The organism is Pseudomonas soli (assembly GCF_021283165.2).
GTDB classification, from domain to species: domain Bacteria; phylum Pseudomonadota; class Gammaproteobacteria; order Pseudomonadales; family Pseudomonadaceae; genus Aquipseudomonas; species Aquipseudomonas soli.
On the sequence record NZ_CP128543.1, the window covers coordinates 1,213,391 to 1,235,565 of the forward strand.

The 22,175-nt window shown below is 60.6% G+C and carries 21 protein-coding genes and 4 pseudogenes; 15 read left to right on the forward strand and 10 right to left on the reverse strand.

Annotation, left to right across the window (positions count from 1 at the left end):
- Positions 1-101 precede the first annotated feature (101 nt).
- The 3 genes and pseudogenes from intI1 (LU688_RS05470) to LU688_RS05480 form a co-directional block, all read left to right on the forward strand.
- Positions 102-401, forward strand: a pseudogene (intI1, locus tag LU688_RS05470) (class 1 integron integrase IntI1); the annotation flags it as partial.
- Positions 402-755 (forward strand): annotated as a pseudogene (locus LU688_RS05475) (TCP-1/cpn60 chaperonin family protein); the annotation flags it as partial.
- Between the two features lie 226 nt (positions 756-981).
- The gene (locus LU688_RS05480) at positions 982-2,514 is read left to right on the forward strand and encodes an IS91-like element ISCR3 family transposase (protein ID WP_001747814.1); all 1,533 of its coding nucleotides are present in this window, start codon (positions 982-984) and stop codon (positions 2,512-2,514) included.
- 91 nt (positions 2,515-2,605) lie between these two features.
- On the opposite strand, the gene LU688_RS05485 is transcribed toward LU688_RS05480, so the two are convergent.
- Together LU688_RS05485 and tet(G) are read right to left on the reverse strand one after the other, a co-directional pair.
- Positions 2,606-3,397 (reverse strand): LysR family transcriptional regulator, encoded by a 792-nt coding sequence (locus tag LU688_RS05485; RefSeq protein ID WP_001253717.1) that lies wholly within the window; start codon positions 3,395-3,397, stop codon positions 2,606-2,608.
- A 20-nt stretch (positions 3,398-3,417) separates the two neighbouring features.
- Positions 3,418-4,593 carry a tetracycline efflux MFS transporter Tet(G) gene (gene tet(G), locus LU688_RS05490; RefSeq protein WP_001257840.1) on the reverse strand — a complete coding sequence of 392 codons (1,176 nt, stop codon included), beginning with the start codon at positions 4,591-4,593 and terminating at the stop codon, positions 3,418-3,420.
- A gap of 103 nt (positions 4,594-4,696) precedes the next feature.
- Here tet(G) and tetR(G) point away from each other — a divergent pair, with 103 nt between their 5' ends.
- Entirely contained in the window at positions 4,697-5,323 is a 627-nt protein-coding gene (tetR(G), locus tag LU688_RS05495; RefSeq protein ID WP_000163574.1) for a tetracycline resistance transcriptional repressor TetR(G), read from the forward strand.
- Here the strand turns inward: tetR(G) and LU688_RS05500 are convergent.
- The 3 genes and pseudogenes from LU688_RS05500 to folP form a co-directional block, all read right to left on the reverse strand.
- Positions 5,320-5,436, reverse strand: a pseudogene (locus LU688_RS05500) (DUF3363 domain-containing protein); the annotation flags it as partial. The gene tetR(G) and the pseudogene LU688_RS05500 overlap by 4 nt on opposite strands.
- Positions 5,437-5,529: 93 nt before the next feature.
- The gene (locus LU688_RS05505; protein WP_000214125.1) at positions 5,530-6,744 is read right to left on the reverse strand and encodes a chloramphenicol/florfenicol efflux MFS transporter FloR2; all 1,215 of its coding nucleotides are present in this window, start codon (positions 6,742-6,744) and stop codon (positions 5,530-5,532) included.
- Positions 6,745-6,960: 216 nt separating this feature from the next.
- Entirely contained in the window at positions 6,961-7,944 is a 984-nt protein-coding gene (folP, locus tag LU688_RS05510) for a dihydropteroate synthase (RefSeq protein ID WP_023835631.1), read from the reverse strand.
- Positions 7,945-8,045: 101 nt separating this feature from the next.
- Here folP and intI1 (LU688_RS05515) point away from each other — a divergent pair, with 101 nt between their 5' ends.
- Positions 8,046-9,059, forward strand: a complete 1,014-nt coding sequence (gene intI1, locus LU688_RS05515; RefSeq protein ID WP_000845048.1) for a class 1 integron integrase IntI1 — start codon at positions 8,046-8,048, stop codon at positions 9,057-9,059.
- A gap of 346 nt (positions 9,060-9,405) precedes the next feature.
- On the opposite strand, the gene LU688_RS05520 is transcribed toward intI1 (LU688_RS05515), so the two are convergent.
- Complete coding sequence (locus LU688_RS05520) at positions 9,406-9,972, reverse strand: recombinase family protein (protein ID WP_003159185.1); 567 nt, start codon at positions 9,970-9,972, stop codon at positions 9,406-9,408.
- Positions 9,973-10,153: 181 nt separating this feature from the next.
- Here LU688_RS05520 and LU688_RS05525 point away from each other — a divergent pair, with 181 nt between their 5' ends.
- The 6 genes from LU688_RS05525 (at position 10,154) to istB (ending at position 14,510) form a co-directional block, all read left to right on the forward strand.
- Positions 10,154-10,405 carry an AbrB/MazE/SpoVT family DNA-binding domain-containing protein gene (locus LU688_RS05525; RefSeq protein WP_003108276.1) on the forward strand — a complete coding sequence of 84 codons (252 nt, stop codon included), beginning with the start codon at positions 10,154-10,156 and terminating at the stop codon, positions 10,403-10,405.
- Positions 10,402-10,797, forward strand: coding sequence for a type II toxin-antitoxin system VapC family toxin (locus LU688_RS05530; RefSeq protein ID WP_003159186.1), 396 nt, complete (start codon positions 10,402-10,404; stop codon positions 10,795-10,797). Before LU688_RS05525 ends, LU688_RS05530 begins: the two co-directional genes overlap by 4 nt.
- Before the next feature lie 11 nt (positions 10,798-10,808).
- Entirely contained in the window at positions 10,809-11,345 is a 537-nt protein-coding gene (locus LU688_RS05535; RefSeq protein ID WP_003159187.1) for a hypothetical protein, read from the forward strand.
- 175 nt (positions 11,346-11,520) lie between these two features.
- A complete protein-coding gene (locus tag LU688_RS05540; RefSeq protein WP_003159176.1) occupies positions 11,521-12,144 on the forward strand; it encodes a recombinase family protein in 624 nt (207 codons plus the stop codon).
- A 70-nt stretch (positions 12,145-12,214) separates the two neighbouring features.
- Positions 12,215-13,738, forward strand: a complete 1,524-nt coding sequence (gene istA / locus LU688_RS05545; RefSeq protein WP_003159175.1) for an IS21-like element IS1326 family transposase — start codon at positions 12,215-12,217, stop codon at positions 13,736-13,738.
- A complete protein-coding gene (gene istB, locus LU688_RS05550) occupies positions 13,725-14,510 on the forward strand; it encodes an IS21-like element IS1326 family helper ATPase IstB (RefSeq protein WP_000983249.1) in 786 nt (261 codons plus the stop codon). The genes istA and istB overlap by 14 nt, the downstream gene beginning before the upstream one ends.
- A gap of 175 nt (positions 14,511-14,685) precedes the next feature.
- Here istB and LU688_RS05555 read toward each other — a convergent pair whose 3' ends face one another.
- The 4 genes from LU688_RS05555 to aadB all read right to left on the reverse strand — a co-directional run bounded on the left by LU688_RS05555 (position 14,686) and on the right by aadB (position 17,184).
- Positions 14,686-15,186, reverse strand: coding sequence for a GNAT family N-acetyltransferase (locus LU688_RS05555; RefSeq protein WP_000376623.1), 501 nt, complete (start codon positions 15,184-15,186; stop codon positions 14,686-14,688).
- A 127-nt stretch (positions 15,187-15,313) separates the two neighbouring features.
- Positions 15,314-16,153, reverse strand: coding sequence for a sulfonamide-resistant dihydropteroate synthase Sul1 (sul1, locus tag LU688_RS05560; RefSeq protein WP_000259031.1), 840 nt, complete (start codon positions 16,151-16,153; stop codon positions 15,314-15,316).
- A complete protein-coding gene (locus tag LU688_RS05565) occupies positions 16,147-16,494 on the reverse strand; it encodes a quaternary ammonium compound efflux SMR transporter QacE delta 1 (protein WP_000679427.1) in 348 nt (115 codons plus the stop codon). Before LU688_RS05565 ends, sul1 begins: the two co-directional genes overlap by 7 nt.
- Positions 16,495-16,650: 156 nt before the next feature.
- Positions 16,651-17,184, reverse strand: a complete 534-nt coding sequence (gene aadB, locus LU688_RS05570; protein ID WP_000381802.1) for an aminoglycoside nucleotidyltransferase ANT(2'')-Ia — start codon at positions 17,182-17,184, stop codon at positions 16,651-16,653.
- A 145-nt stretch (positions 17,185-17,329) separates the two neighbouring features.
- Here aadB and intI1 (LU688_RS05575) point away from each other — a divergent pair, with 145 nt between their 5' ends.
- The 4 genes and pseudogenes from intI1 (LU688_RS05575) to LU688_RS05590 all read left to right on the forward strand — a co-directional run.
- Positions 17,330-18,343, forward strand: coding sequence for a class 1 integron integrase IntI1 (gene intI1 / locus LU688_RS05575; protein WP_000845048.1), 1,014 nt, complete (start codon positions 17,330-17,332; stop codon positions 18,341-18,343).
- 100 nt (positions 18,344-18,443) lie between these two features.
- Positions 18,444-18,737 carry a DUF3330 domain-containing protein gene (locus LU688_RS05580; RefSeq protein WP_072266023.1) on the forward strand — a complete coding sequence of 98 codons (294 nt, stop codon included), beginning with the start codon at positions 18,444-18,446 and terminating at the stop codon, positions 18,735-18,737.
- Between the two features lie 130 nt (positions 18,738-18,867).
- Positions 18,868-19,428: a recombinase family protein gene (locus tag LU688_RS05585; protein WP_003124096.1), complete on the forward strand. Its 561-nt coding sequence runs from the start codon at positions 18,868-18,870 to the stop codon at positions 19,426-19,428.
- Positions 19,429-19,430: 2 nt separating this feature from the next.
- Positions 19,431-22,163: pseudogene (locus LU688_RS05590) on the forward strand (Tn3 family transposase); the annotation flags it as partial.
- Positions 22,164-22,175: the final 12 nt, after the last annotated feature.

A 22,175-nucleotide genomic window follows, 5' to 3' on the forward strand; every position in this document is an offset into this window, starting at 1 on the left:
CAATTGCTGCAATTGAATTCAAACATCGACCCACGGCGTAACGCGCTTGCTGCTTGGATGCCCGAGGCATAGACTGTACAAAAAAACAGTCATAACAAGCCATGAAAACCGCCACTGCGCCGTTACCACCGCTGCGTTCGGTCAAGGTTCTGGACCAGTTGCGTGAGCGCATACGCTACTTGCATTACAGTTTACGAACCGAACAGGCTTATGTCCACTGGGTTCGTGCCTTCATCCGTTTCCACGGTGTGCGTCACCCGGCAACCTTGGGCAGCAGCGAAGTCGAGGCATTTCTGTCCTGGCTGGCGAACGAGCGCAAGGTTTCGGTCTCCACGCATCGTCAGGCATTGGCGGCCTTGCTGTTCTTCTACGGCAAGGTGCTGTGCACGGATCTGCCCTGGCAGGGCATCAACGAAGACCAGAACCTGGGCATCGCCATCACCCGCCGTGCGCTGGAAGCCCCGCTGCGCGCCATCGTGGCCAACGCCGGTGAAGAACCGAGCGTGATCGTGGCCAACGTCAAGGCCGGCGAAGGCAGCTACGGCTACAACGCCGCCACCGGCGAGTTCGGCGACATGATCGCCATGGGCATCCTGGACCCGACCAAGGTGACCCGCTCGGCCCTGCAGCACGCCGCTTCCGTCGCCGGCCTTGCGATCACGACCGAAGTGGTCGTGGCCGAAGTGCCGAAGAAGGAAGAGCCGGCCATGCCGGGTGCTGGCGGTATGGGCGGCATGGGCGGCATGGATTTCTGATCCGGTTGGCCCGGTCGTCAGGGAACCGGACCGCGCCAGCGCGGTCCGATCCCGGCAACGACCCGACATCAAGGCCCCAAGGACGGGGCCGGAGCCCGGCAGCGATGCCGGGCTTTTTGTTGTGCCCGCGCCGCGGCAATGTCTGACGCGAAGATCAGAACGCACCGATACGAACGTGCGAACACAGGCGCAACACTGAGCAGCCGTCCCCGCACCGGAGCGCTGCGTGCCGCGCCTCGCCACATCCCGGCGGCAAGCCGCGGGATGCGCGCCACTGCCGTCCGCCCACACCGGTTCGCGGTACGCGCGCCACGCGCCCGAGCGCACGCTGCTGTACGCGTTGGTAGAGGCGCACTACCCGGACTTCATTGCACGGATCGAAGCGGAGGGCCGCTCGCTGCCCGGGTATGTCCGCGAGGCGTTCGATGCCTACCTGCGTTGCGGCGTACTCGAGCACGGCTTCCTGCGGGTGGTGTGCGAGCACTGCCGTGCAGAGAGGCTGGTGGCCTTCTCCTGCAAGAAGCGCGGGTTCTGCCCGAGTTGCGGCGCGCGACGCATGGCCGAGAGTGCGCGGCACCTGGTCGAGGAGGTGTTCGGCCCGCGGCCTGTGCGGCAATGGGTGCTGAGCTTTCCGTACCCCTTGCGTTTCCTGTTCGCCAGCAAGCCAGAAGCCATTGGCCCGGTGCTGGGCATCGTGCAGCGCGTGATCGCCGGCTGGTTGGCCGATCAAGCCGGCATCGACCGCGCCAGCGCCCAGTGCGGCGCGGTGACGCTGATCCAGCGTTTCGGCAGCGCGCTGAACCTGAACATCCACTTCCACATGCTGTGGCTCGACGGCGTGTACGTGGAAGCCACCGAGCTGCCGCGGCGCGAACTGCGCCTGCACCGCGCCCGTGCGCCCACCACCGCGCAGTTGACCCAGCTGGCAGCTACCATCGCGCACCGGGTGTGTCGGCACCTGACGCGCAAAGGCTGGCTCGAAGGGGAGGGCGAATCGGCCTTCCTGGCAGACAGCGCTGCAGGCGACGACAGCATGGATGGGCTGCGGATGAGTTCGATCACCTACCGCATCGCCACCGGCCGCGACGCTGGCTGCAAGGTCGTCACGCTGCAAACGCTGCCCGGTGACGCCGGTTCGCTGGAGGGCGAAGCCGGCAAGGTCGGCGGCTTCTCACTGCATGCCGGCGTGGCGGCCGAAGCACACGAAAGCCACAAGCTGGAAAAGCTGTGCCGCTACATCACGCGCCCGGCGATCAGCGAGAAGCGGCTGTCGATAGCGCTCCAGGGCAGGGTGCGTTACCAGCTCAAGACCCCGTGGCGCAATGGCACCACGCATGTGGAATGGGATCCGGTGGATTTCATCGCCAAGCTGGCGGCGCTGGTCCCGCCACCTCGCGCGCATCTCACCCGCTTCCACGGCGTATTCGCCCCGAATGCAAACCTGCGTGCGCAGCTGACGCCCTCGGGGCGCGGCAAGCGGCCTGCGGGCGATGCGGCGCCAGTGGACGTCAGCGCCCACGACGCGCCGCGCAGCCCCGAGGAGAAGCGCCGTGCGATGAGCTGGGCGCAACGGCTCAAGCGGGTCTTTTCCATCGACGTCACCGCCTGCGTCCACTGCGGTGGCACCGTGCGGATCGTCGCCAGCATCGAGGAACCCACCGCCATCCGCGCCATCCTCGCCCACTTCGAGAAGCACGGCGCGCGGGAAGAAGCGCACTACAGGCCCGCAGCGCGCGCGCCGCCAGTGCAAGCCGCGTGACGATCTGCCGGCTGCACAGCCGACGGCGAAACCGGAATCCGAGCCGATGCGGCCACGATCCGCAGGGCGGCGCTCGGCCCGCTGTCGGGAATCAGCGAAGCATGGCTGCTGACAACGCCGCTGCGTGGCCCCGCGATGCCGAAATCCCACTCACAGACGTCCGATCCGTGCCCAAAACGGGGCTTGCGCGACCGCCGCCTACCCAGCAGACTGCCCGAAAAGGGCGTTTGAACTTCCTATACGCAAGGAACGTCTCGCCTGCCAAATCGGGCCATGTGACGGCTGACCGCTTGGCGAGCGGATGCCGTTCCGGTAGCACCGCCAAGAGCGGTTCGGTCCATGTGCGACGGGAATGGCAGTCGGGTGGTTGGGGCGTGCCCGCGACGAACGCCACGTCCAACCTGCCGGCGCGAAGCTGCACCACCGCTTCACGGGCCGGGCCTTCGGCGATCTCGACTTCAACATCGGGGTAATCCTTGCGGTATTGGCCGATCAGCTTTGCGAGGAAGCTATGCGGAATCAGGGCATGGATACCGATACGAAGCCGGCCGCTTTCTCCGGCTGCCGCCATGCCGGCGGTTTTCACCGCATGGTCGAGTTGGTCAATACCTACGGCTATCCGCTCGACGAAATGGCGTCCGGCCTCGGTCAGCCGAACGCCGCGCGCATGACGCTCGAACAAGAGGATGCCGAGGTCTTCTTCCAGTGCCTTCACGCGGGCGCTGACGCTGGACTGTGCAACGCCGAGCGCGTTGGCGGCGTGACGGAAGTTGAGATATTCGGCGACAGCGAGAGTGTGAACTAAGGTCATCATTGGCACTCGCCCCGAAAGGAGATGATTGCTCAACAGATTTAATCCGTCATTTCTCCTAAGTCTACGCATGCCAAATCGCCATGACTAAATCACAATGAAGTTGCGAATGGTCTGCGTAGTATTGGCAGACATATTAAATAGAGGATCGCGCCGACAATCCAAACCCAACCGTTCCATGCCCCGGCGGTGGCAGAATAGAGTGCTGTGAAGCCAAGCGGTCCTGCGATAGAGCTTAGATTGGTGAGGCTCGTTAGCGTTCCTTGCAAAGCCCCTTGCTTGTTACTGCTGACATTGTTTGAGAGCATTGCCTGCAAGGCCGGCATGCCAACACCCCCGGCGGCAAGCAGCAACAGAATCGGGAACACCATCCATCCCTGCGTGGCAAAAGCCAGAAGAACGAAGCCAGTCGCATCCGCAGCCATGCCAAACAGCAGCGTGCGCCGCTCTCCAAGCCGGCTTGAAAGCGGGCCGGTAACAAACGCTTGGAAGATCGCATGTGTTGCCCCAAACGCCGCGAGCGACAAACCAACGGTCGCGGTGTTCCACTGAAAACGGTCCTCGCCATATATGACCCATAGGGCTGCAGGCACTTGGCCGATCAGTTGAATAATGAAGAAAACTGCGAAAAGCGCACCTAGCCCGCGCAATGCATCATCCAGCCGTAACAGAACGAATGGTTTGATGCGAACCGGCTTTCCGGTCCCGCCATGGCTGTGATGAGTCTCCTTGAGGAAAATGCAGGCAAGCAGGAACGCGAACCCGTTGAGAAGGGCGGCGGCGATAAACGGGGCATGAGCAGAGATACCACCGAGCATGCCACCAAGTGCTGGCCCGGCAATCATGCCCGCCCCATAACAGGCCCCCATGTAGCCGAACCAGCGTGCGCGAGAACCTTCCCCCGTCGAATCGGCAATGGTTGAGGCTGCTACAGCTCCGGTTGCGCCCGTGACGCCGGACACGAGTCGGCCGATATAGAGCACCCATAAGACCGGCGCTGATGCCATAATCGTGTAATCGACTGCGGCTCCTGCAAGAGAAGCCAGAAGTACCGGACGCCGACCGTAAGAATCCGAAAGCTGTCCAAGCATGGGCGCGAAGACGACCTGCATCAATGCATAGAGCGACAGCAAGGCACCATAGTGTCCAGCGACCTGCTCTGCTGGCACAAGCTCACGCAGAAGCGTCGGAAGGACGGGCATGATGAGGCCGAGACCCATGGCGTCAAGACCCACGATCAGCAGGGCAATGATGGCAGAGCTGCGCACCTGAAACTCCAGCGCCGCTCAATGGAGCGACTTTATCAACGATAAGGAGATGGAAATATAACTTATCGGTGATAAATTGTCAAGCACTGGCGAAGGAACGTGAATGACCAAACTGGACAAGGGCACCGTGATCGCGGCGGCGCTAGAGCTGTTGAACGAGGTTGGCATGGACAGCCTGACGACGCGGAAGCTCGCTGAACGCCTCAAGGTTCAGCAGCCTGCGCTTTACTGGCATTTCCAGAACAAGCGAGCGCTGCTTGATGCGCTCGCCGAGGCGATGCTGGCGGAACGCCATACCCGCTCGCTACCCGAAGAGAATGAGGACTGGCGGGTGTTCCTGAAAGAGAATGCCCTGAGCTTCAGAACGGCGTTGCTCTCTTATCGGGACGGCGCGCGTATCCATGCCGGCACTCGACCGACAGAACCGAATTTTGGCACCGCCGAGACGCAAATACGCTTTCTCTGCGCGGAGGGCTTTTGTCCGAAGCGCGCCGTTTGGGCGCTCCGGGCGGTCAGTCACTATGTGGTCGGTTCCGTTCTCGAGCAGCAGGCATCTGATGCCGATGAGAGAGTTCCGGACAGGCCAGATGTGTCCGAGCAAGCACCGTCGTCCTTCCTGCACGATCTGTTTCACGAGTTGGAAACAGACGGCATGGATGCTGCGTTCAACTTCGGACTCGACAGCCTCATCGCTGGTTTCGAGCGGCTGCGTTCATCTACAACAGATTAGAGGCTTATGCCCCTTTGCCGCCCCAACTGCCACGACACCGATCCGCTTTGCACGATGCCCATGACCTCACGGCCGAGCTGGCGGTCGATGACCGGCCGCCACGGGACAAGGGAAATGAGCGGTATCTTGCCAGACAGGATACCGCCATTCACGAGGTTTCGAAGATTATTGCGCCGCATCGGAGCGGGCTTGCTTCCAGTCGTCGGCTAGACGACTGGCGACTTCTCGGTGGCAGCATCACGGGATCGAAGGAGCGCCAGCCCCAACGACACCAGCACTGCCATTGCCGTGGCGTAACAAATCACGGGCCACGCTGTATCGCCGTTTAACAGCGTCACCGCCAATGTCCCGACGATACTGACTATCAGGCTTTGGATGCAGAAGTAGAACGCAACCGCTGATCCAGCGATGTCGTCGAACTGCGCAAGTGCGCCGTTGGCGGTAACGGACACCGTGAAGACAATGCCGACCGCGACAACCCACATCGGCAGGATGAAGCTGAAAAATGACGGCGATCCGAAAAGTTGGCCGATCCCCAACAGGATCGCGCCGGAAACGAGCAACGCCATCCCGCGCGCTACGCATCCCGCGATACCCCATTTGGCAACGAAGGACTTTGCGAAGCGGGTTGTCGTGACCATGACCAGCGCGACAGTCGCGAAGGCCAAGCTAAATCCGATCTCGGAATAGCCGGCTTGGCCTATGAGAACACGGGGGGCTGTCGAGAAGAAAACGAAGAATGTGCCCATGCCGGCACTAAATCCGACCGTGTAAACCCAAAAGGCCGGACTCGCGAAGATCGGCAAAACAGATCGTTGCGTTCTGGCCTGATCCAACGGTCGGGTTTCATGCCACCTGAAACTGGCGTTTAAGAGTGCGAGCGAAGCCAGTGCAGCCAGTGTGATGAAGATCGCCTGCCATCCCCAAAACTCGCCGATCAGCGCACCGGCTATAGGGCCGAGCGCAGGCACGAACGCCAGCATCGAACTGAAAAGGCCGTAGATGACGGCACCTTCGGGACGATTGGCATATACGTCGCGCACGGTCGCGAAGGTGGCCACCAGCATGGCCGATGCTCCAACAGCCTGAACCAGACGAAACGCAACAAAGGCTAATGCAGTTGAAGAACAAGCCGCTCCCAGAGACGCAGCAACGAAAGCCGTTGCGCCTACAAGCAGGATCGGCCGTCGCCCGACGCGATCGGAGAGTGGCCCAAAGATCACTTGGCCCACACCGAGCATCACCATGTAGAGGCTCAACGTGAGTTGGATTATGGATGGAGTCGTGTTCAGGACGCCCGGCATCGCCGGAACGACTGGAAGATAAATATCCATCGCCAGCGAGGCGAGGATGTCGAAGGGAGCCATAAGCAGCAAGGCTGCCGGCAGCGTATAGGCCCACGCGGGGCGTGTGGTGGTCATGACGAATCAACCTCTCGATTAAGGATACCGGGCAGCGTCTGCTCGTCAGCAATCAGATGGGATTGGTCTTACAGAGCGCCGCAACAACAATTCTGATGTTGCGGCTTACTTGTCTGCTGACTTGGAATTTCCCATGCTGATGGCTCCACGATTACGAAATTGAATAGCAGCTCTTATCGAATTAGTTGTTGCGTTGCAATGCGGTATCGTTGGCTCCTATAGCCCCAACCCCCGCTGCCGCCCTAACTGCCACGACACCGAACCGCCCTGCATGATACCCGCGACCTCGCGGCCGAGCTGGCGGTCGATGATCGGCCGCCACGGGACAAGGGTGAACTCGTGGCTCTTTTCCACGATGGCGAACTTGCCGCTCGTTAGCTGGACAGTCCCGGTGAACTTGCCGCTGACACTCTCACCATCCTTGGCGGCGCGGAACGGCAGCGCCTTGCCCTCGGCCATCTCCGCACCGGCGCGCGCAACTTCCCGCTCGCGCAGGGTGGCGAGAAGATTGCGCCGGTAGAAGATTCGGCCGTCCCTGTTGCGCGTGGCGTCGCGCTGTTCGATATGATGCTCGCGGCGCTGGTCCATGGCTTCGCGGACCTGTTGCCCGAAGCCGGTCGGCGCAAGGTCGGCCGTTTCGCCATGGACCAATCGCCGGTCCATCCCCGGATCGAGGATGAGCCGGTCGGCAGCGACCCCGCTCCGTCGCAAGGCGGAAACCCGCGCCTCGAAGAACCGCACAATCTCGTCGAGCGCGTCTTCGGGTCGAAGGTGACCGGTGCGGGTGGCGATGCCATCCCGCTGCGCTGAGTGCATAACCACCAGCCTGCAGTCCGCCTCAGCAATATCGGGATAGAGCGCAGGGTCAGGAAATCCTTGGATATCGTTCAGGTAGCCCACGCCGCGCTTGAGCGCATAGCGCTGGGTTTCCGGTTGGAAGCTGTCGATTGAAACACGGTGCATCTGATCGGACAGGGCGTCTAAGAGCGGCGCAATACGTCTGATCTCATCGGCCGGCGATACAGGCCTCGCGTCCGGATGGCTGGCGGCCGGTCCGACATCCACGACGTCTGATCCGACTCGCAGCATTTCGATCGCCGCGGTGACAGCGCCGGCGGGGTCTAGCCGCCGGCTCTCATCGAAGAAGGAGTCCTCGGTGAGATTCAGAATGCCGAACACCGTCACCCTGCTGCGTAACATCGTTGCTGCTCCATAACATCAAACATCGACCCACGGCGTAACGCGCTTGCTGCTTGGATGCCCGAGGCATAGACTGTACAAAAAAACAGTCATAACAAGCCATGAAAACCGCCACTGCGCCGTTACCACCGCTGCGTTCGGTCAAGGTTCTGGACCAGTTGCGTGAGCGCATACGCTACTTGCATTACAGTTTACGAACCGAACAGGCTTATGTCCACTGGGTTCGTGCCTTCATCCGTTTCCACGGTGTGCGTCACCCGGCAACCTTGGGCAGCAGCGAAGTCGAGGCATTTCTGTCCTGGCTGGCGAACGAGCGCAAGGTTTCGGTCTCCACGCATCGTCAGGCATTGGCGGCCTTGCTGTTCTTCTACGGCAAGGTGCTGTGCACGGATCTGCCCTGGCTTCAGGAGATCGGAAGACCTCGGCCGTCGCGGCGCTTGCCGGTGGTGCTGACCCCGGATGAAGTGGTTCGCATCCTCGGTTTTCTGGAAGGCGAGCATCGTTTGTTCGCCCAGCTTCTGTATGGAACGGGCATGCGGATCAGTGAGGGTTTGCAACTGCGGGTCAAGGATCTGGATTTCGATCACGGCACGATCATCGTGCGGGAGGGCAAGGGCTCCAAGGATCGGGCCTTGATGTTACCCGAGAGCTTGGCACCCAGCCTGCGCGAGCAGCTGTCGCGTGCACGGGCATGGTGGCTGAAGGACCAGGCCGAGGGCCGCAGCGGCGTTGCGCTTCCCGACGCCCTTGAGCGGAAGTATCCGCGCGCCGGGCATTCCTGGCCGTGGTTCTGGGTTTTTGCGCAGCACACGCATTCGACCGATCCACGGAGCGGTGTCGTGCGTCGCCATCACATGTATGACCAGACCTTTCAGCGCGCCTTCAAACGTGCCGTAGAACAAGCAGGCATCACGAAGCCCGCCACACCGCACACCCTCCGCCACTCGTTCGCGACGGCCTTGCTCCGCAGCGGTTACGACATTCGAACCGTGCAGGATCTGCTCGGCCATTCCGACGTCTCTACGACGATGATTTACACGCATGTGCTGAAAGTTGGCGGTGCCGGAGTGCGCTCACCGCTTGATGCGCTGCCGCCCCTCACTAGTGAGAGGTAGGGCAGCGCAAGTCAATCCTGGCGGATTCACTACCCCTGCGCGAAGGCCATCGGTGCCGCATCGAACGGCCGGTTGCGGAAAGTCCTCCCTGCGTCCGTTGATGGCCGGCAGCAGCCCGTCGTTGCCTGATGGATCCAACCCCTCCGCTGCTATAGTGCAGTCGGCTTCTGACGTTCAGTGCAGCCGTCTTCTGAAAACGACATTTGAACCGGGAACCTTCCCTTTTTGGCTAGGCGTGAAACAATGGTCATTTTCCCTATACCCAAAATGACCAGGAGGCCCGCATGAAAGTCGCACGCATCTACCTGCGCGTGATGTCATTTTCAGAAGACGACTGCACGGAATATCAGGAGTCGGCTGCACTGGTGGATTGCAGCGCGGTGTACAGGGCCGTCTTGCTCACCTTGAGCCGTGTAGCGGCCTCTCGGACATTAAGCCCGTTGGCGATGTGCTCCCGCGCTCGCTGCAACTTGTCGGCGGTGACAACCGGCTTTCGCCCGCCCTTCCTCCCACGAGCGGCGGCGGCAGTCAACCCGGCCTTGGTGCGCTCGCGGATCAAGTCGCGCTCGAACTGGCCCAGCGCGCCGAACACGTGGAAGATGAGCCGCCCGCCTGGCGTGGTGGTGTCGATGGCTTCCGTCAGAGAACGGAAGCCGACGCCTCGCGCTTCCAGCGCGCCTATCGTTTCGATTAGGTGCGGCATAGAGCGCCCGAGCCGATCCAGCCGCCAGACGGCCAGCACGTCGCCGTCGCGCAGGTAGGCCAGCGCATCAGCCAAGCCGGGGCGGTCGGCCTTGGCCCCGGAAGCCGTGTCCTCGAAAACGCGCTCGCAGCCTGCCTTGCGTAGCGCATCCGTCTGCAAGGCGGTGTCCTGTTCCGCCGTCGATACCCGCGCATAGCCGATCAGTGCCATTTGCCGCCTCTCTTGTCCGTCATTCCGTCCGCCTATCTTAATGTCCGACAACCCGTTGTGCAATAACTTTGCTGGACAGTGTCCGGCATGGCCGACTAATGATCGTTTGACGGACATTGACGGTAAGGCATTTTTGCATTACTATGTGAAGCATCAACCTTGATTGCGAGGGCAAACCACCATGACCACATTGACCGTTACCGCACGGGGACAAGTGACGTTTCGGAAGGACGTACTGCAACACCTCGGCATCAGGCCAGGCGACAAGATCGAGCTGGACTTGTTGCCAGACGGTCGGGGCGTGCTCAAGGCGGCACGGCCCGCAGGGACGATAGCCAGCTTTGTCGGCCTGCTCGCGGGCAAGACGCAGAAGGTTGCCACCATCGAAGAAATCAACGAGGCGGCGGCGCAAGGCTGGGCAGGTAAGCAATGAAGGTCGCAGTCGATACCAACGTCCTTGTGCGTGCGGTTGTGCGTGACGATCCCGCACAAGCGGACGTTGCCGCCGCAGTCTTGACCGACGCCGAGTTGATCGCGGTCGCGCTGCCGTGCCTATGCGAATTTGTTTGGGTGCTGCTGCGTGTCTACGGCTTCCAGCAAGCCGACGCGGCCAGCGCGATCCGGGCACTACTGGCCGCCGCGAATGTGGAAGTGAACCGGCCTGCCGTGGAGGCTGGCTTGCTGGTGCTCGACGCGGGCGGAGACTTTGCCGATGGCGTCATTGCCTACGAAGGCAACTGGCTTGGCGGGGAAACCTTCGTTTCCTTCGATAAGAAGGCGGTGGCACTTCTCACGGCGCAAGGGCAATCAACGCGCCTTTTGTGACGGACATGAGCATGAACGAATTCCGCCGACTGGCCGCGAAGATCGACCAACACATGCAGCAGCTTGCCGCCCAGGGTGTCAGCGAGGCCCATGCCATCATCAATCGCATGATGGGGTACGGGCCTGACCTGCACAGGATTTGGGTCGGCACATCCGATCAGCAGCTCATGGCGCTGTCCCGCGAGTTCCCAGGGTTCTACCGCTACGCCCGCATCATGGAAGAGGCATCCGAAGCCGAGCGCCGCAAGGCTTCGCGGCCCTATGACGGCATGGCCGAGTTCTCCGAACAGCACAAGCAAATGGGCGCGCAACTGCTGACCACGGCGGCCACGCTTGAGCGTGGCTACCAGGCGTTTCGTGCGAGCGGCAGTCTCCAAGACTTCCGGCCTCAGCTCGACGAGCTGGGCCGCCTGCATCGGCAATGGCTGTCCGACCTGGAAGCCTTCAAAGACTCGCTGCGCACGCAGGGCGCAGAACCCAAGGTGCTGGAATACGTGAACGAGGCTTTCGGCCGCCTGGCCGAGCGCATCAAGCAGCTTGCCGGTTGATCGCCGGAATTTTCGGCGGTTCCGGCTTTGTCGCGCCGTGCACAAGAGTTCTGAGCAATTCCGATCTCTCGCGGCGCTTCGTGCATAGAACTTCTGACCGTTCCCGGTCAGAAGTTCTATGCACACACGGCGGCCAGCCCAGTGAACTGGTGCAGTCGCCTTCTGAAAACGACACGTGAGCACGGAGGAACAAGACCTAAGCCGGCAGGATGCCATCGTGGAGAGCACGAAGGCGGCCGGCTTTTACGTCGCCGGCATCTACCGCGAGAAAGCCAGCGGCGCACGCGCCGATCGCGCCGAGCTGCTGCGCCTGATTGCCGACCTGCAACCTGGTGAAGTCGTGGTTGCGGAGAAGATCGACCGAATCAGCCGCTTGCCGCTGGCCGAGGCCGAACGCCTGGTGGCCTCGATCCGGGCCAAGGGCGCCAGGCTAGCCGTGCCTGGTGTGGTGGATTTGACGGAGCTGGCCGCCGAGGCGAAGGGCGTGGCCAAGGTTGTTCTGGAATCCGTCCAGGACATGCTTTTGAAGCTGGCGTTGCAGATCGCACGCGATGACTACGAGGATCGGCGCGAGCGTCAGCGGCAAGGCGTGGAGCTGGCCAAGCAGGCCGGCCGCTACACCGGCCGTAAGGCCGACACACTGGCGCATGATCGGATCATTGCGCTGCGCACTGCTGGGCATAGCATCGCGGAAACGGCGAAACTGGCCAGGTGCAGCGAAAGTCAGGTCAAAAGAGTGTGGGCATTGCACAAAGCCGTGGCTGTTGAGTTGCATCTAAAATTGACCCACTTAGGGTAAAGATTTGCGTCGAAATTTGACCCACGTATGACACTGTTTCCCGTCTGGATATGGCGGGAGAAATCAAGGAGTGATAAACGTGGCGATATTGAGCGCAATTCGACGCTGGCATTTTCGCGATGGTGCGTCGATTCGGGAAATAGCCCGACGAAGCGGCCTGTCCAGGAACACCGTTCGCAAGTATTTGCAAAGCAAGGTGGTTGAACCGCAGTACCCAGCGCGAGACAGCGTTGGCAAGTTAAGTTCTTTTGAGCCCAAGTTAAGGCAGTGGCTCTCCACCGAGCACAAAAAGACAAAGAAGCTGCGCAGAAACCTGCGCAGCATGTACCGGGATTTGGTCGCTTTGGGCTTTACCGGGTCTTATGACCGAGTGTGTGCCTTTGCCCGACAGTGGAAAGATTCCGAACAGTTCAAGGCGCAAACCTCGGGCAAGGGTTGTTTCATCCCCTTGCGCTTTGCTTGTGGCGAAGCCTTCCAATTCGATTGGAGTGAGGACTTTGCCCGCATAGCGGGCAAACAGGTCAAACTTCAGATTGCCCAGTTTAAGTTGGCCCACAGCCGGGCCTTTGTGCTTCGGGCTTACTACCAGCAAAAACATGAAATGCTGTTTGATGCCCACTGGCATGCCTTTCAAATCTTCGGTGGCATTCCCAAGCGCGGCATCTACGACAACATGAAGACCGCTGTGGATTCGGTGGGGCGTGGCAAAGAGCGCAGGGTCAATCAGCGGTTCACTGCCATGGTCAGCCACTACCTGTTAGATGCGCAGTTCTGTAATCCAGCATCGGGTTGGGAGAAAGGCCAGATTGAGAAGAACGTGCAGGATTCCCGCCAACGCCTGTGGCAAGGGGCACCAGACTTTCAAAGCCTTGCTGATTTGAATGTGTGGCTTGAGCATCGCTGCAAAGCGCTGTGGTCTGAGCTGCGCCACCCCGAATTGGACCAAACCGTGCAAGAGGCCTTTGCCGATGAACAAGGCGAGTTGATGGCGCTACCCAATGCCTTTGATGCATTCGTGGAGCAAACCAAGCGAGTCACTTCAACCTGCCTTGTTCACCACGAGGGCAATCGCTACAGCGTTCCTGCCAGTTACGCCAACAGGGCCATCAGCCTTCGGATTTATGCAGACAAGCTGGTGATGGCTGCCGAAGGCCAACACATTGCCGAGCATCCAAGATTGTTTGGCAGTGGCCACGCTCGGCGTGGCCACACACAATACGACTGGCACCATTACTTGTCTGTGCTTCAGAAGAAACCTGGGGCGTTGCGCAATGGTGCGCCATTTGCTGAATTGCCACCCGCGTTCAAGAAGCTTCAATCCATCTTGCTGCAACGCCCCGGCGGTGACCGTGACATGGTGGAAATTCTGGCCCTTGTATTGCACCACGATGAAGGTGCGGTACTCAGTGCTGTGGAATTGGCATTGGAGTGTGGCAAGCCATCGAAGGAGCATGTGCTTAATCTGTTGGGACGTTTGACCGAAGAACCTCCACCCAAACCGATTCCAATTCCCAAGGGGTTAAGGCTGACATTGGAACCACAGGCCAACGTGAACCGCTATGACAGTTTAAGGAGAGCCCATGATGCAGCATGAAGGCCATGTGAGAATCCTCAAATCCTTGAAACTCTTTGGCATGGCACACGCCATTGAGGAGTTGGGCAATCAGAATTCACCAGCATTTAATCAAGCCTTGCCCATGCTGGACAGCTTGATTAAAGCTGAAGTGGCAGAGCGTGAAGTACGTTCGGTGAACTATCAATTGCGGGTGGCCAAGTTCCCCGTGTATCGGGACTTGGTGGGCTTTGACTTCAGTCAAAGCCTGGTTAATGAGGCCACGGTCAAACAATTGCACCGGTGCGACTTCATGGAACAAGCCCAGAACGTGGTGCTGATTGGTGGGCCAGGCACAGGCAAGACTCACCTGGCCACAGCCATTGGTACACAAGCAGTGATGCACTTGAACCGACGGGTGCGTTTCTTCTCCACCGTGGATTTGGTCAATGCACTGGAGCAAGAGAAATCATCTGGGCGTCAGGGACAAATCGCAAACCGTCTGTTGTATGCCGATTTGGTGATTCTGGATGAGCTGGGATATTTGCCTTTTAGCCAAACCGGTGGGGCACTGCTGTTTCACCTGCTCTCAAAGCTGTACGAAAAAACCAGCGTGATACTGACCACCAACTTGAGCTTCTCGGAATGGAGCCGAGTGTTTGGCGATGAAAAGATGACAACAGCGTTGTTGGACCGACTAACCCACCACTGCCACATCCTGGAAACCGGCAATGAAAGTTACCGCTTCAAACACAGTTCAACTCAGAATAAGCAGGAGGAAAAACAGACCCGCAAACTGAAAATCGAGACATAATTCTGACAACAAGGGGTGGGTCAAAATTCAATGCAAATCCCGGGTCAAATTTGGGTGCAAATCAACAGATATCGACAACCTCTCGCGCAACCAAGACATCGCGGTCGGACTGCAAGTGATCTTGAAGCCACGGGCCCGTCCCACCCCGACATGGACCTCGATGCCCGAACGGACGTTAGATTTCGAGTTCTAGGCGTTCTGCGATGAAGGTTGGATCCCAGCCGGGATTGAAAGTGTCGACGTGGGTGAATCCGAGCCGCTCGTATAGGCCACGCAGGTTCGGGTGGCAGTCGAGCCGCAGCTTGGCGCACCCCTGCGTTCGCGCGGCATGGCGGCAAGCCTCGATCAGCGCGGAGCTGACACCCCGGCCCGCATGTGTCCGTCGCACCGCGAGCTTGTGCAGATATGCGGCCTCCCCCTTGAGGGCGTCGGGCCAGAACTCGGGATCCTCGGCCGACAAGGTGCAACAGCCGACGATGCCGTCGCTGCAACTCGCGACTAGGAGCTCGGATCTCAGGACGAAGGTCTCCGCGAATGTCCGGTCGATCCGCGCGACGTCCCAGGCGGGCGTTCCCTTGGCGGACATCCACGCCGCAGCGTCGTGCATCAGCCGCACAACCTCGTCGATATCACCCGAGCAGGCGACCCGAACGTTCGGAGGCTCCTCGCTGTCCATTCGCTCCCCTGGCGCGGTATGAACCGCCGCCTCATAGTGCAGTTTGATCCTGACGAGCCCAGCATGTCTGCGCCCACCTTCGCGGAACCTGACCAGGGTCCGCTAGCGGGCGGCCGGAAGGTGAATGCTAGGCATGATCTAACCCTCGGTCTCTGGCGTCGCGACTGCGAAATTTCGCGAGGGTTTCCGAGAAGGTGATTGCGCTTCGCAGATCTCCAGGCGCGTGGGTGCGGACGTAGTCAGCGCCATTGCCGATCGCGTGAAGTTCCGCCGCAAGGCTCGCTGGACCCAGATCCTTTACAGGAAGGCCAACGGTGGCGCCCAAGAAGGATTTCCGCGACACCGAGACCAATAGCGGAAGCCCCAACGCCGACTTCAGCTTTTGAAGGTTCGACAGCACGTGCAGCGATGTTTCCGGTGCGGGGCTCAAGAAAAATCCCATCCCCGGATCGAGGATGAGCCGGTCGGCAGCGACCCCGCTCCGTCGCAAGGCGGAAACCCGCGCCTCGAAGAACCGCACAATCTCGTCGAGCGCGTCTTCGGGTCGAAGGTGACCGGTGCGGGTGGCGATGCCATCCCGCTGCGCTGAGTGCATAACCACCAGCCTGCAGTCCGCCTCAGCAATATCGGGATAGAGCGCAGGGTCAGGAAATCCTTGGATATCGTTCAGGTAGCCCACGCCGCGCTTGAGCGCATAGCGCTGGGTTTCCGGTTGGAAGCTGTCGATTGAAACACGGTGCATCTGATCGGACAGGGCGTCTAAGAGCGGCGCAATACGTCTGATCTCATCGGCCGGCGATACAGGCCTCGCGTCCGGATGGCTGGCGGCCGGTCCGACATCCACGACGTCTGATCCGACTCGCAGCATTTCGATCGCCGCGGTGACAGCGCCGGCGGGGTCTAGCCGCCGGCTCTCATCGAAGAAGGAGTCCTCGGTGAGATTCAGAATGCCGAACACCGTCACCATGGCGTCGGCCTCCGCAGCGACTTCCACGATGGGGATCGGGCGAGCAAAAAGGCAGCAATTATCAGCCCCATACCTACAAAGCCCCACGCATCAAGCTTTTGCCCATGAAGCAACCAGGCAATGGCTGTAATTATGACGACGCCGAGTCCCGACCAGACTGCATAAGCAACACCGACAGGGATGGATTTCAGAACCAGAGAAAGAAAATAAAATGCGATGCCATAACCGATTATGACAACGGCGGAAGGGGCAAGCTTAGTAAAGCCCTCGCTAGATTTTAATGCGGATGTTGCGATTACTTCGCCAACTATTGCGATAACAAGAAAAAGCCAGCCTTTCATGATATATCTCCCAATTTGTGTAGGGCTTATTATGCACGCTTAAAAATAATAAAAGCAGACTTGACCTGATAGTTTGGCTGTGAGCAATTATGTGCTTAGTGCATCTAACACCTGAGTTAAGCCGCGCCGCGAAGCGGCGTCGGCTTGGACGAATTGTTAGGCCGCATATCGCGACCTGAAAGCGGCACGCAAGACCTCAACCTTTTCCGCCCCGAGTGAGGTGCATGCGAGCCTGTAGGACTCTATGTGCTTTGTAGGCCAGTCCACTGGTGGTACTTCATCGGCATAGTAAAAGTAATCCCAGATGATCGCCTCCCAGCTGTTACAACGGACTGGCCGCCCGGCGATGACGCCCTCAGCCGCCTCTGGGCACGAGCCCTGCGGAGCCTCCGCGATTTCATACGCTTCGTCTGCCCACCAAGCAGGTTCGCAGTCAAGTAACTCATCCCCGATCTCCGCTAAGAATCCATAGTCCAACTCCTCCATGACGCGCCCGCCGAGCATTTCAACTATTGCCTCGAGCTCGCCGCGCCTCTCGCCGGGAAACGTCAGATCAATATCATCGTGCTTGCGTGTTACACGCCCTAGCCGTGCATCGATCGCCCAGCCCCCACCGATCCAGAGCGGCAGATTTCGCTCATCTGCCGCAGCTAGAATTTTGTGTATCAATGTGACCTGCGTTGTGTCCATGCGGCCTAACTTTGTTTTAGGGCGACTGCCCTGCTGCGTAACATCGTTGCTGCTCCATAACATCAAACATCGACCCACGGCGTAACGCGCTTGCTGCTTGGATGCCCGAGGCATAGACTGTACAAAAAAACAGTCATAACAAGCCATGAAAACCGCCACTGCGCCGTTACCACCGCTGCGTTCGGTCAAGGTTCTGGACCAGTTGCGTGAGCGCATACGCTACTTGCATTACAGTTTACGAACCGAACAGGCTTATGTCCACTGGGTTCGTGCCTTCATCCGTTTCCACGGTGTGCGTCACCCGGCAACCTTGGGCAGCAGCGAAGTCGAGGCATTTCTGTCCTGGCTGGCGAACGAGCGCAAGGTTTCGGTCTCCACGCATCGTCAGGCATTGGCGGCCTTGCTGTTCTTCTACGGCAAGGTGCTGTGCACGGATCTGCCCTGGCTTCAGGAGATCGGAAGACCTCGGCCGTCGCGGCGCTTGCCGGTGGTGCTGACCCCGGATGAAGTGGTTCGCATCCTCGGTTTTCTGGAAGGCGAGCATCGTTTGTTCGCCCAGCTTCTGTATGGAACGGGCATGCGGATCAGTGAGGGTTTGCAACTGCGGGTCAAGGATCTGGATTTCGATCACGGCACGATCATCGTGCGGGAGGGCAAGGGCTCCAAGGATCGGGCCTTGATGTTACCCGAGAGCTTGGCACCCAGCCTGCGCGAGCAGCTGTCGCGTGCACGGGCATGGTGGCTGAAGGACCAGGCCGAGGGCCGCAGCGGCGTTGCGCTTCCCGACGCCCTTGAGCGGAAGTATCCGCGCGCCGGGCATTCCTGGCCGTGGTTCTGGGTTTTTGCGCAGCACACGCATTCGACCGATCCACGGAGCGGTGTCGTGCGTCGCCATCACATGTATGACCAGACCTTTCAGCGCGCCTTCAAACGTGCCGTAGAACAAGCAGGCATCACGAAGCCCGCCACACCGCACACCCTCCGCCACTCGTTCGCGACGGCCTTGCTCCGCAGCGGTTACGACATTCGAACCGTGCAGGATCTGCTCGGCCATTCCGACGTCTCTACGACGATGATTTACACGCATGTGCTGAAAGTTGGCGGTGCCGGAGTGCGCTCACCGCTTGATGCGCTGCCGCCCCTCACTAGTGAGAGGTAGGGCAGCGCAAGTCAATCCTGGCGGATTCACTACCCCTGCGCGAAGGCCATCGGTGCCGCATCGAACGGCCGGTTGCGGAAAGTCCTCCCTGCGTCCGCTGATGGCCGGCAGCAGCCCGTCGTTGCCTGATGGATCCAACCCCTCCGCTGCTATAGTGCAGTCGGCTTCTGACGTTCAGTGCAGCCGTCTTCTGAAAACGACAGACTCGACCACCACCAGTTGCTGCGTGTGCTGCAAGGAAATCCCGCTCGATGCCGCCTTCACCCCGGAAGGCGCGGAATACGTCGAGCACTTCTGCGGGTTGGAGTGTTATCAACGCTTCGAAGCGCGTGCCAAGACAGGGAACGAAACCGATGCCGATCCGAACGCCTGCGACTCGCTACCGTCAGATTGAGGCATACCCTAACTTGGCGTCAGACCATCCGGCGCTAAATCGTCAGAATAGAGTTGCCTTCCGAATTGATTGACATGCGCCGTCAAGGGTCATAGATTTCTTCCTGACACATTTCCCTCAGGAGGATACCTTGCACGGTCAGCGCATCGGTTACGTCCGCGTCAGCAGCTTCGACCAGAACCCAGAACGGCAGCTCGAACAGATCCAGGTGGATAAAGTGTTCACCGACAAGGCGTCGGGCAAGGACACACGGCGGCCCGAACTGGAACGGCTGCTCGCCTTCGTGCGCGAAGGCGACACGGTCGTGGTGCACAGCATGGATCGTCTGGCGCGCAACCTCGACGACCTGCGCCGCCTGGTGCAGGGCCTCACCCAGCGCGGCGTACGCATCGAGTTCCTTAAGGAGCATTTGACCTTCACCGGCGAGGACTCGCCGATGGCGAACCTGATGCTGTCGGTAATGGGCGCGTTCGCCGAGTTCGAACGCGCCTTGATCCGCGAGCGGCAGCGCGAGGGCATCGCGCTCGCCAAGCAGCGCGGGGCCTACCGTGGCAGGAAGAAATCCCTGTCGTCTGAGCGTATTGCCGAACTGCGCCAACGTGTCGAGGCTGGCGAGCAAAAGACCAAGCTGGCTCGTGAATTCGGAATCAGTCGCGAAACCCTGTATCAATACTTGAGAACGGATCAGTAAATATGCCACGTCGTTCAATCCTGTCCGCCGCCGAGCGCGAAAGCCTGCTGGCGTTGCCGGACACCAAGGATGAGTTGATCCGTCACTACACGTTCAGCGAAACCGACCTCTCCATCATCCGGCAGCGGCGCGGCCCGGCCAACCGGCTGGGCTTCGCCGTGCAGCTCTGTTACCTGCGCTTTCCTGGTGTCATCCTGGGCGTCGATGAGCCGCCGTTTCCGCCCTTGTTGAAACTGGTCGCCGACCAGCTCAAGGTCAGCGTCGAAAGCTGGGACGAATACGGGCAGCGGGAGCAGACCCGGCGCGAGCACCTGGTCGAACTGCAAACGGTGTTCGGCTTCCAGCCCTTTACCATGGGCCACTACCGGCAGGCCGTCCAGTTGCTGACCGAGATGGCCTTGCAGACCGACAAGGGCATCGTGCTGGCCAGCACCTTGATCGAGCACCTGCGGCAGCAGTCGGTCATTCTGCCTGCCCTCAACGCCGTCGAGCGGGCGAGCGCCGAAGCAATCACCCGCGCCAACCGGCGCATCTACGATGCCTTGGCCGAACCGCTGTCGGACGCGCATCGCCGCCGCCTCGACGATCTGCTCAAGCGTCGGGACAACGGCAAAACGACCTGGCTGGCCTGGCTGCGCCAATCGCCCGTCAAACCGAATTCGCGGCACATGCTGGAACACATCGAACGCCTCAAAGCGTGGCAGGCGCTCGACCTGCCTTCTGGCATCGAGCGGTCGGTGCACCAGAACCGCCTGCTCAAGATCGCCCGTGAGGGTGGCCAGATGACGCCCGCCGACCTGGCCAAGTTCGAGGCGCAGCGACGCTATGCCACCCTGGTGGCGCTTGCCATCGAGGGCATGGCCACCGTCACCGACGAAATCATCGACCTGCACGACCGCATCCTGGGCAAGCTGTTCAACGCCGCCAAGAACAAGCATCAGCAGCAATTCCAGGCGTCCGGCAAGGCGATCAACGCCAAGGTGCGGTTGTTCGGCCGCATCGGCCAGGCGCTGATCGAGGCCAAGCAGGCGGGCCGCGATCCGTTCGCCGCCATCGAGGCCGTCATGTCCTGGGATGCCTTCGCCGAGAGCGTCACCGAAGCGCAGAAGCTTGCGCAGCCCGAGGACTTCGATTTCCTGCACCGCATCGGCGAAAGCTACGCCACGCTGCGCCGCTACGCGCCGGAATTCCTTGCCGTGCTCAAGCTGCGGGCCGCTCCCGCCGCGAAGGACGTGCTCGACGCCATCGAGGTGCTGCGCGGCATGAACAGCGACAACGCCCGCAAGGTGCCCGCCGACGCGCCGACCGAGTTCATCAAGCCGCGCTGGCAGAAGCTGGTCATGACCGACACCGGCATCGACCGGCGCTACTACGAACTGTGCGCGCTGTCGGAGATGAAGAACGCGTTGCGTTCCGGCGACATCTGGGTGCAGGGGTCGCGCCAGTTCAAGGACTTCGAGGACTACCTGGTGCCGCCCGCGAAATTCGCCAGCCTCAAGCAGGCCAGCGAATTGCCGCTGGCCGTGGCCACCGACTGCAACCGGTACCTGAACGACCGGCTGACGCTGCTGGAAACACAGCTTGCCACCGTCAACCGTATGGCGACGGCCAACGAGCTGCCGGACGCCATCATCACCGAGTCAGGCTTGAAGATCACGCCGCTCGACGCGGCGGTACCCGACACCGCCCAAGCGCTGATCGACCAGACGGCAATGATCCTGCCGCACGTCAAGATCACCGAACTGCTGCTGGAGGTGGACGAATGGACGGGCTTCACTCGGCATTTCGCGCATCTGAAATCGGGCGACCCGGCCAAAGACAAGAACCTGTTGCTGACCACGATCCTCGCCGACGCGATCAACCTGGGCCTGACCAAGATGGCGGAGTCTTGCCCCGGCACGACCTACGCCAAGCTGGCTTGGCTGCAAGCCTGGCACATCCGCGACGAAACCTACGGGGCGGCGCTGGCCGATCTGGTCAACGCACAGTTCCGCCATCCCTTCGCCGAGCACTGGGGCGACGGCACCACCTCATCGTCGGACGGCCAGAACTTCCGCACCGGCAGCAAGGCCGAGAGCACCGGCCACATCAACCCGAAATACGGGAGCAGCCCAGGGCGGACGTTCTACACCCACATTTCTGACCAGTACGCGCCATTTCACACCAAGGTCGTGAACGTCGGCGTGCGCGATTCGACCTACGTGCTCGACGGCCTGCTGTACCACGAGTCCGACTTGCGGATCGAGGAGCATTACACCGACACGGCGGGCTTCACCGATCACGTCTTCGCCCTGATGCACCTCCTGGGCTTCCGCTTCGCGCCGCGCATCCGCGACCTGGGCGACACCAAGCTCTACATCCCGAAGGGCGACGCCGCCTATGACGCGCTGAAACCCATGATCGGCGGCACGCTCAACATCAAGCACGTCCGCGCCCATTGGGACGAAATCCTGCGGCTGGCCACCTCGATCAAGCAGGGCACGGTGACGGCCTCCCTGATGCTCCGAAAGCTCGGCAGCTACCCACGCCAGAACGGCCTGGCCGTGGCGCTCCGCGAGCTGGGCCGCATCGAGCGCACGCTGTTCATCCTGGACTGGCTGCAAAGCGTGGAACTGCGCCGCCGCGTGCATGCCGGCCTGAACAAGGGCGAGGCGCGCAATGCGCTGGCCAGGGCAGTGTTTTTCAACCGCCTGGGTGAAATCCGCGACCGCAGTTTCGAGCAGCAGCGCTACCGGGGGGTCTCCTCG

Bases quoted from the DNA above. Each gene is read 5' to 3' on its own strand.
- LU688_RS05485 (WP_001253717.1), bottom strand. From the start codon at position 3,397: ATGCGTAGACTTAGGAGAAATGACGGATTAAATCTGTTGAGCAATCAT.
- LU688_RS05505 (WP_000214125.1), bottom strand. From the start codon at position 6,744: ATGACCACCACACGCCCCGCGTGGGCCTATACGCTGCCGGCAGCCTTG.
- folP (WP_023835631.1), bottom strand. From the start codon at position 7,944: ATGTTACGCAGCAGGGTGACGGTGTTCGGCATTCTGAATCTCACCGAG.
- intI1 (WP_000845048.1), top strand. From the start codon at position 8,046: ATGAAAACCGCCACTGCGCCGTTACCACCGCTGCGTTCGGTCAAGGTT.
- LU688_RS05520 (WP_003159185.1), bottom strand. From the start codon at position 9,972: ATGGCACTGATCGGCTATGCGCGGGTATCGACGGCGGAACAGGACACC.
- LU688_RS05525 (WP_003108276.1), top strand. From the start codon at position 10,154: ATGACCACATTGACCGTTACCGCACGGGGACAAGTGACGTTTCGGAAG.
- LU688_RS05530 (WP_003159186.1), top strand. From the start codon at position 10,402: ATGAAGGTCGCAGTCGATACCAACGTCCTTGTGCGTGCGGTTGTGCGT.
- LU688_RS05535 (WP_003159187.1), top strand. From the start codon at position 10,809: ATGAACGAATTCCGCCGACTGGCCGCGAAGATCGACCAACACATGCAG.
- istB (WP_000983249.1), top strand. From the start codon at position 13,725: ATGATGCAGCATGAAGGCCATGTGAGAATCCTCAAATCCTTGAAACTC.
- LU688_RS05555 (WP_000376623.1), bottom strand. From the start codon at position 15,186: ATGGACAGCGAGGAGCCTCCGAACGTTCGGGTCGCCTGCTCGGGTGAT.
- sul1 (WP_000259031.1), bottom strand. From the start codon at position 16,153: ATGGTGACGGTGTTCGGCATTCTGAATCTCACCGAGGACTCCTTCTTC.
- LU688_RS05565 (WP_000679427.1), bottom strand. From the start codon at position 16,494: ATGAAAGGCTGGCTTTTTCTTGTTATCGCAATAGTTGGCGAAGTAATC.
- aadB (WP_000381802.1), bottom strand. From the start codon at position 17,184: ATGGACACAACGCAGGTCACATTGATACACAAAATTCTAGCTGCGGCA.
- intI1 (WP_000845048.1), top strand. From the start codon at position 17,330: ATGAAAACCGCCACTGCGCCGTTACCACCGCTGCGTTCGGTCAAGGTT.
- LU688_RS05580 (WP_072266023.1), top strand. From the start codon at position 18,444: ATGGCCGGCAGCAGCCCGTCGTTGCCTGATGGATCCAACCCCTCCGCT.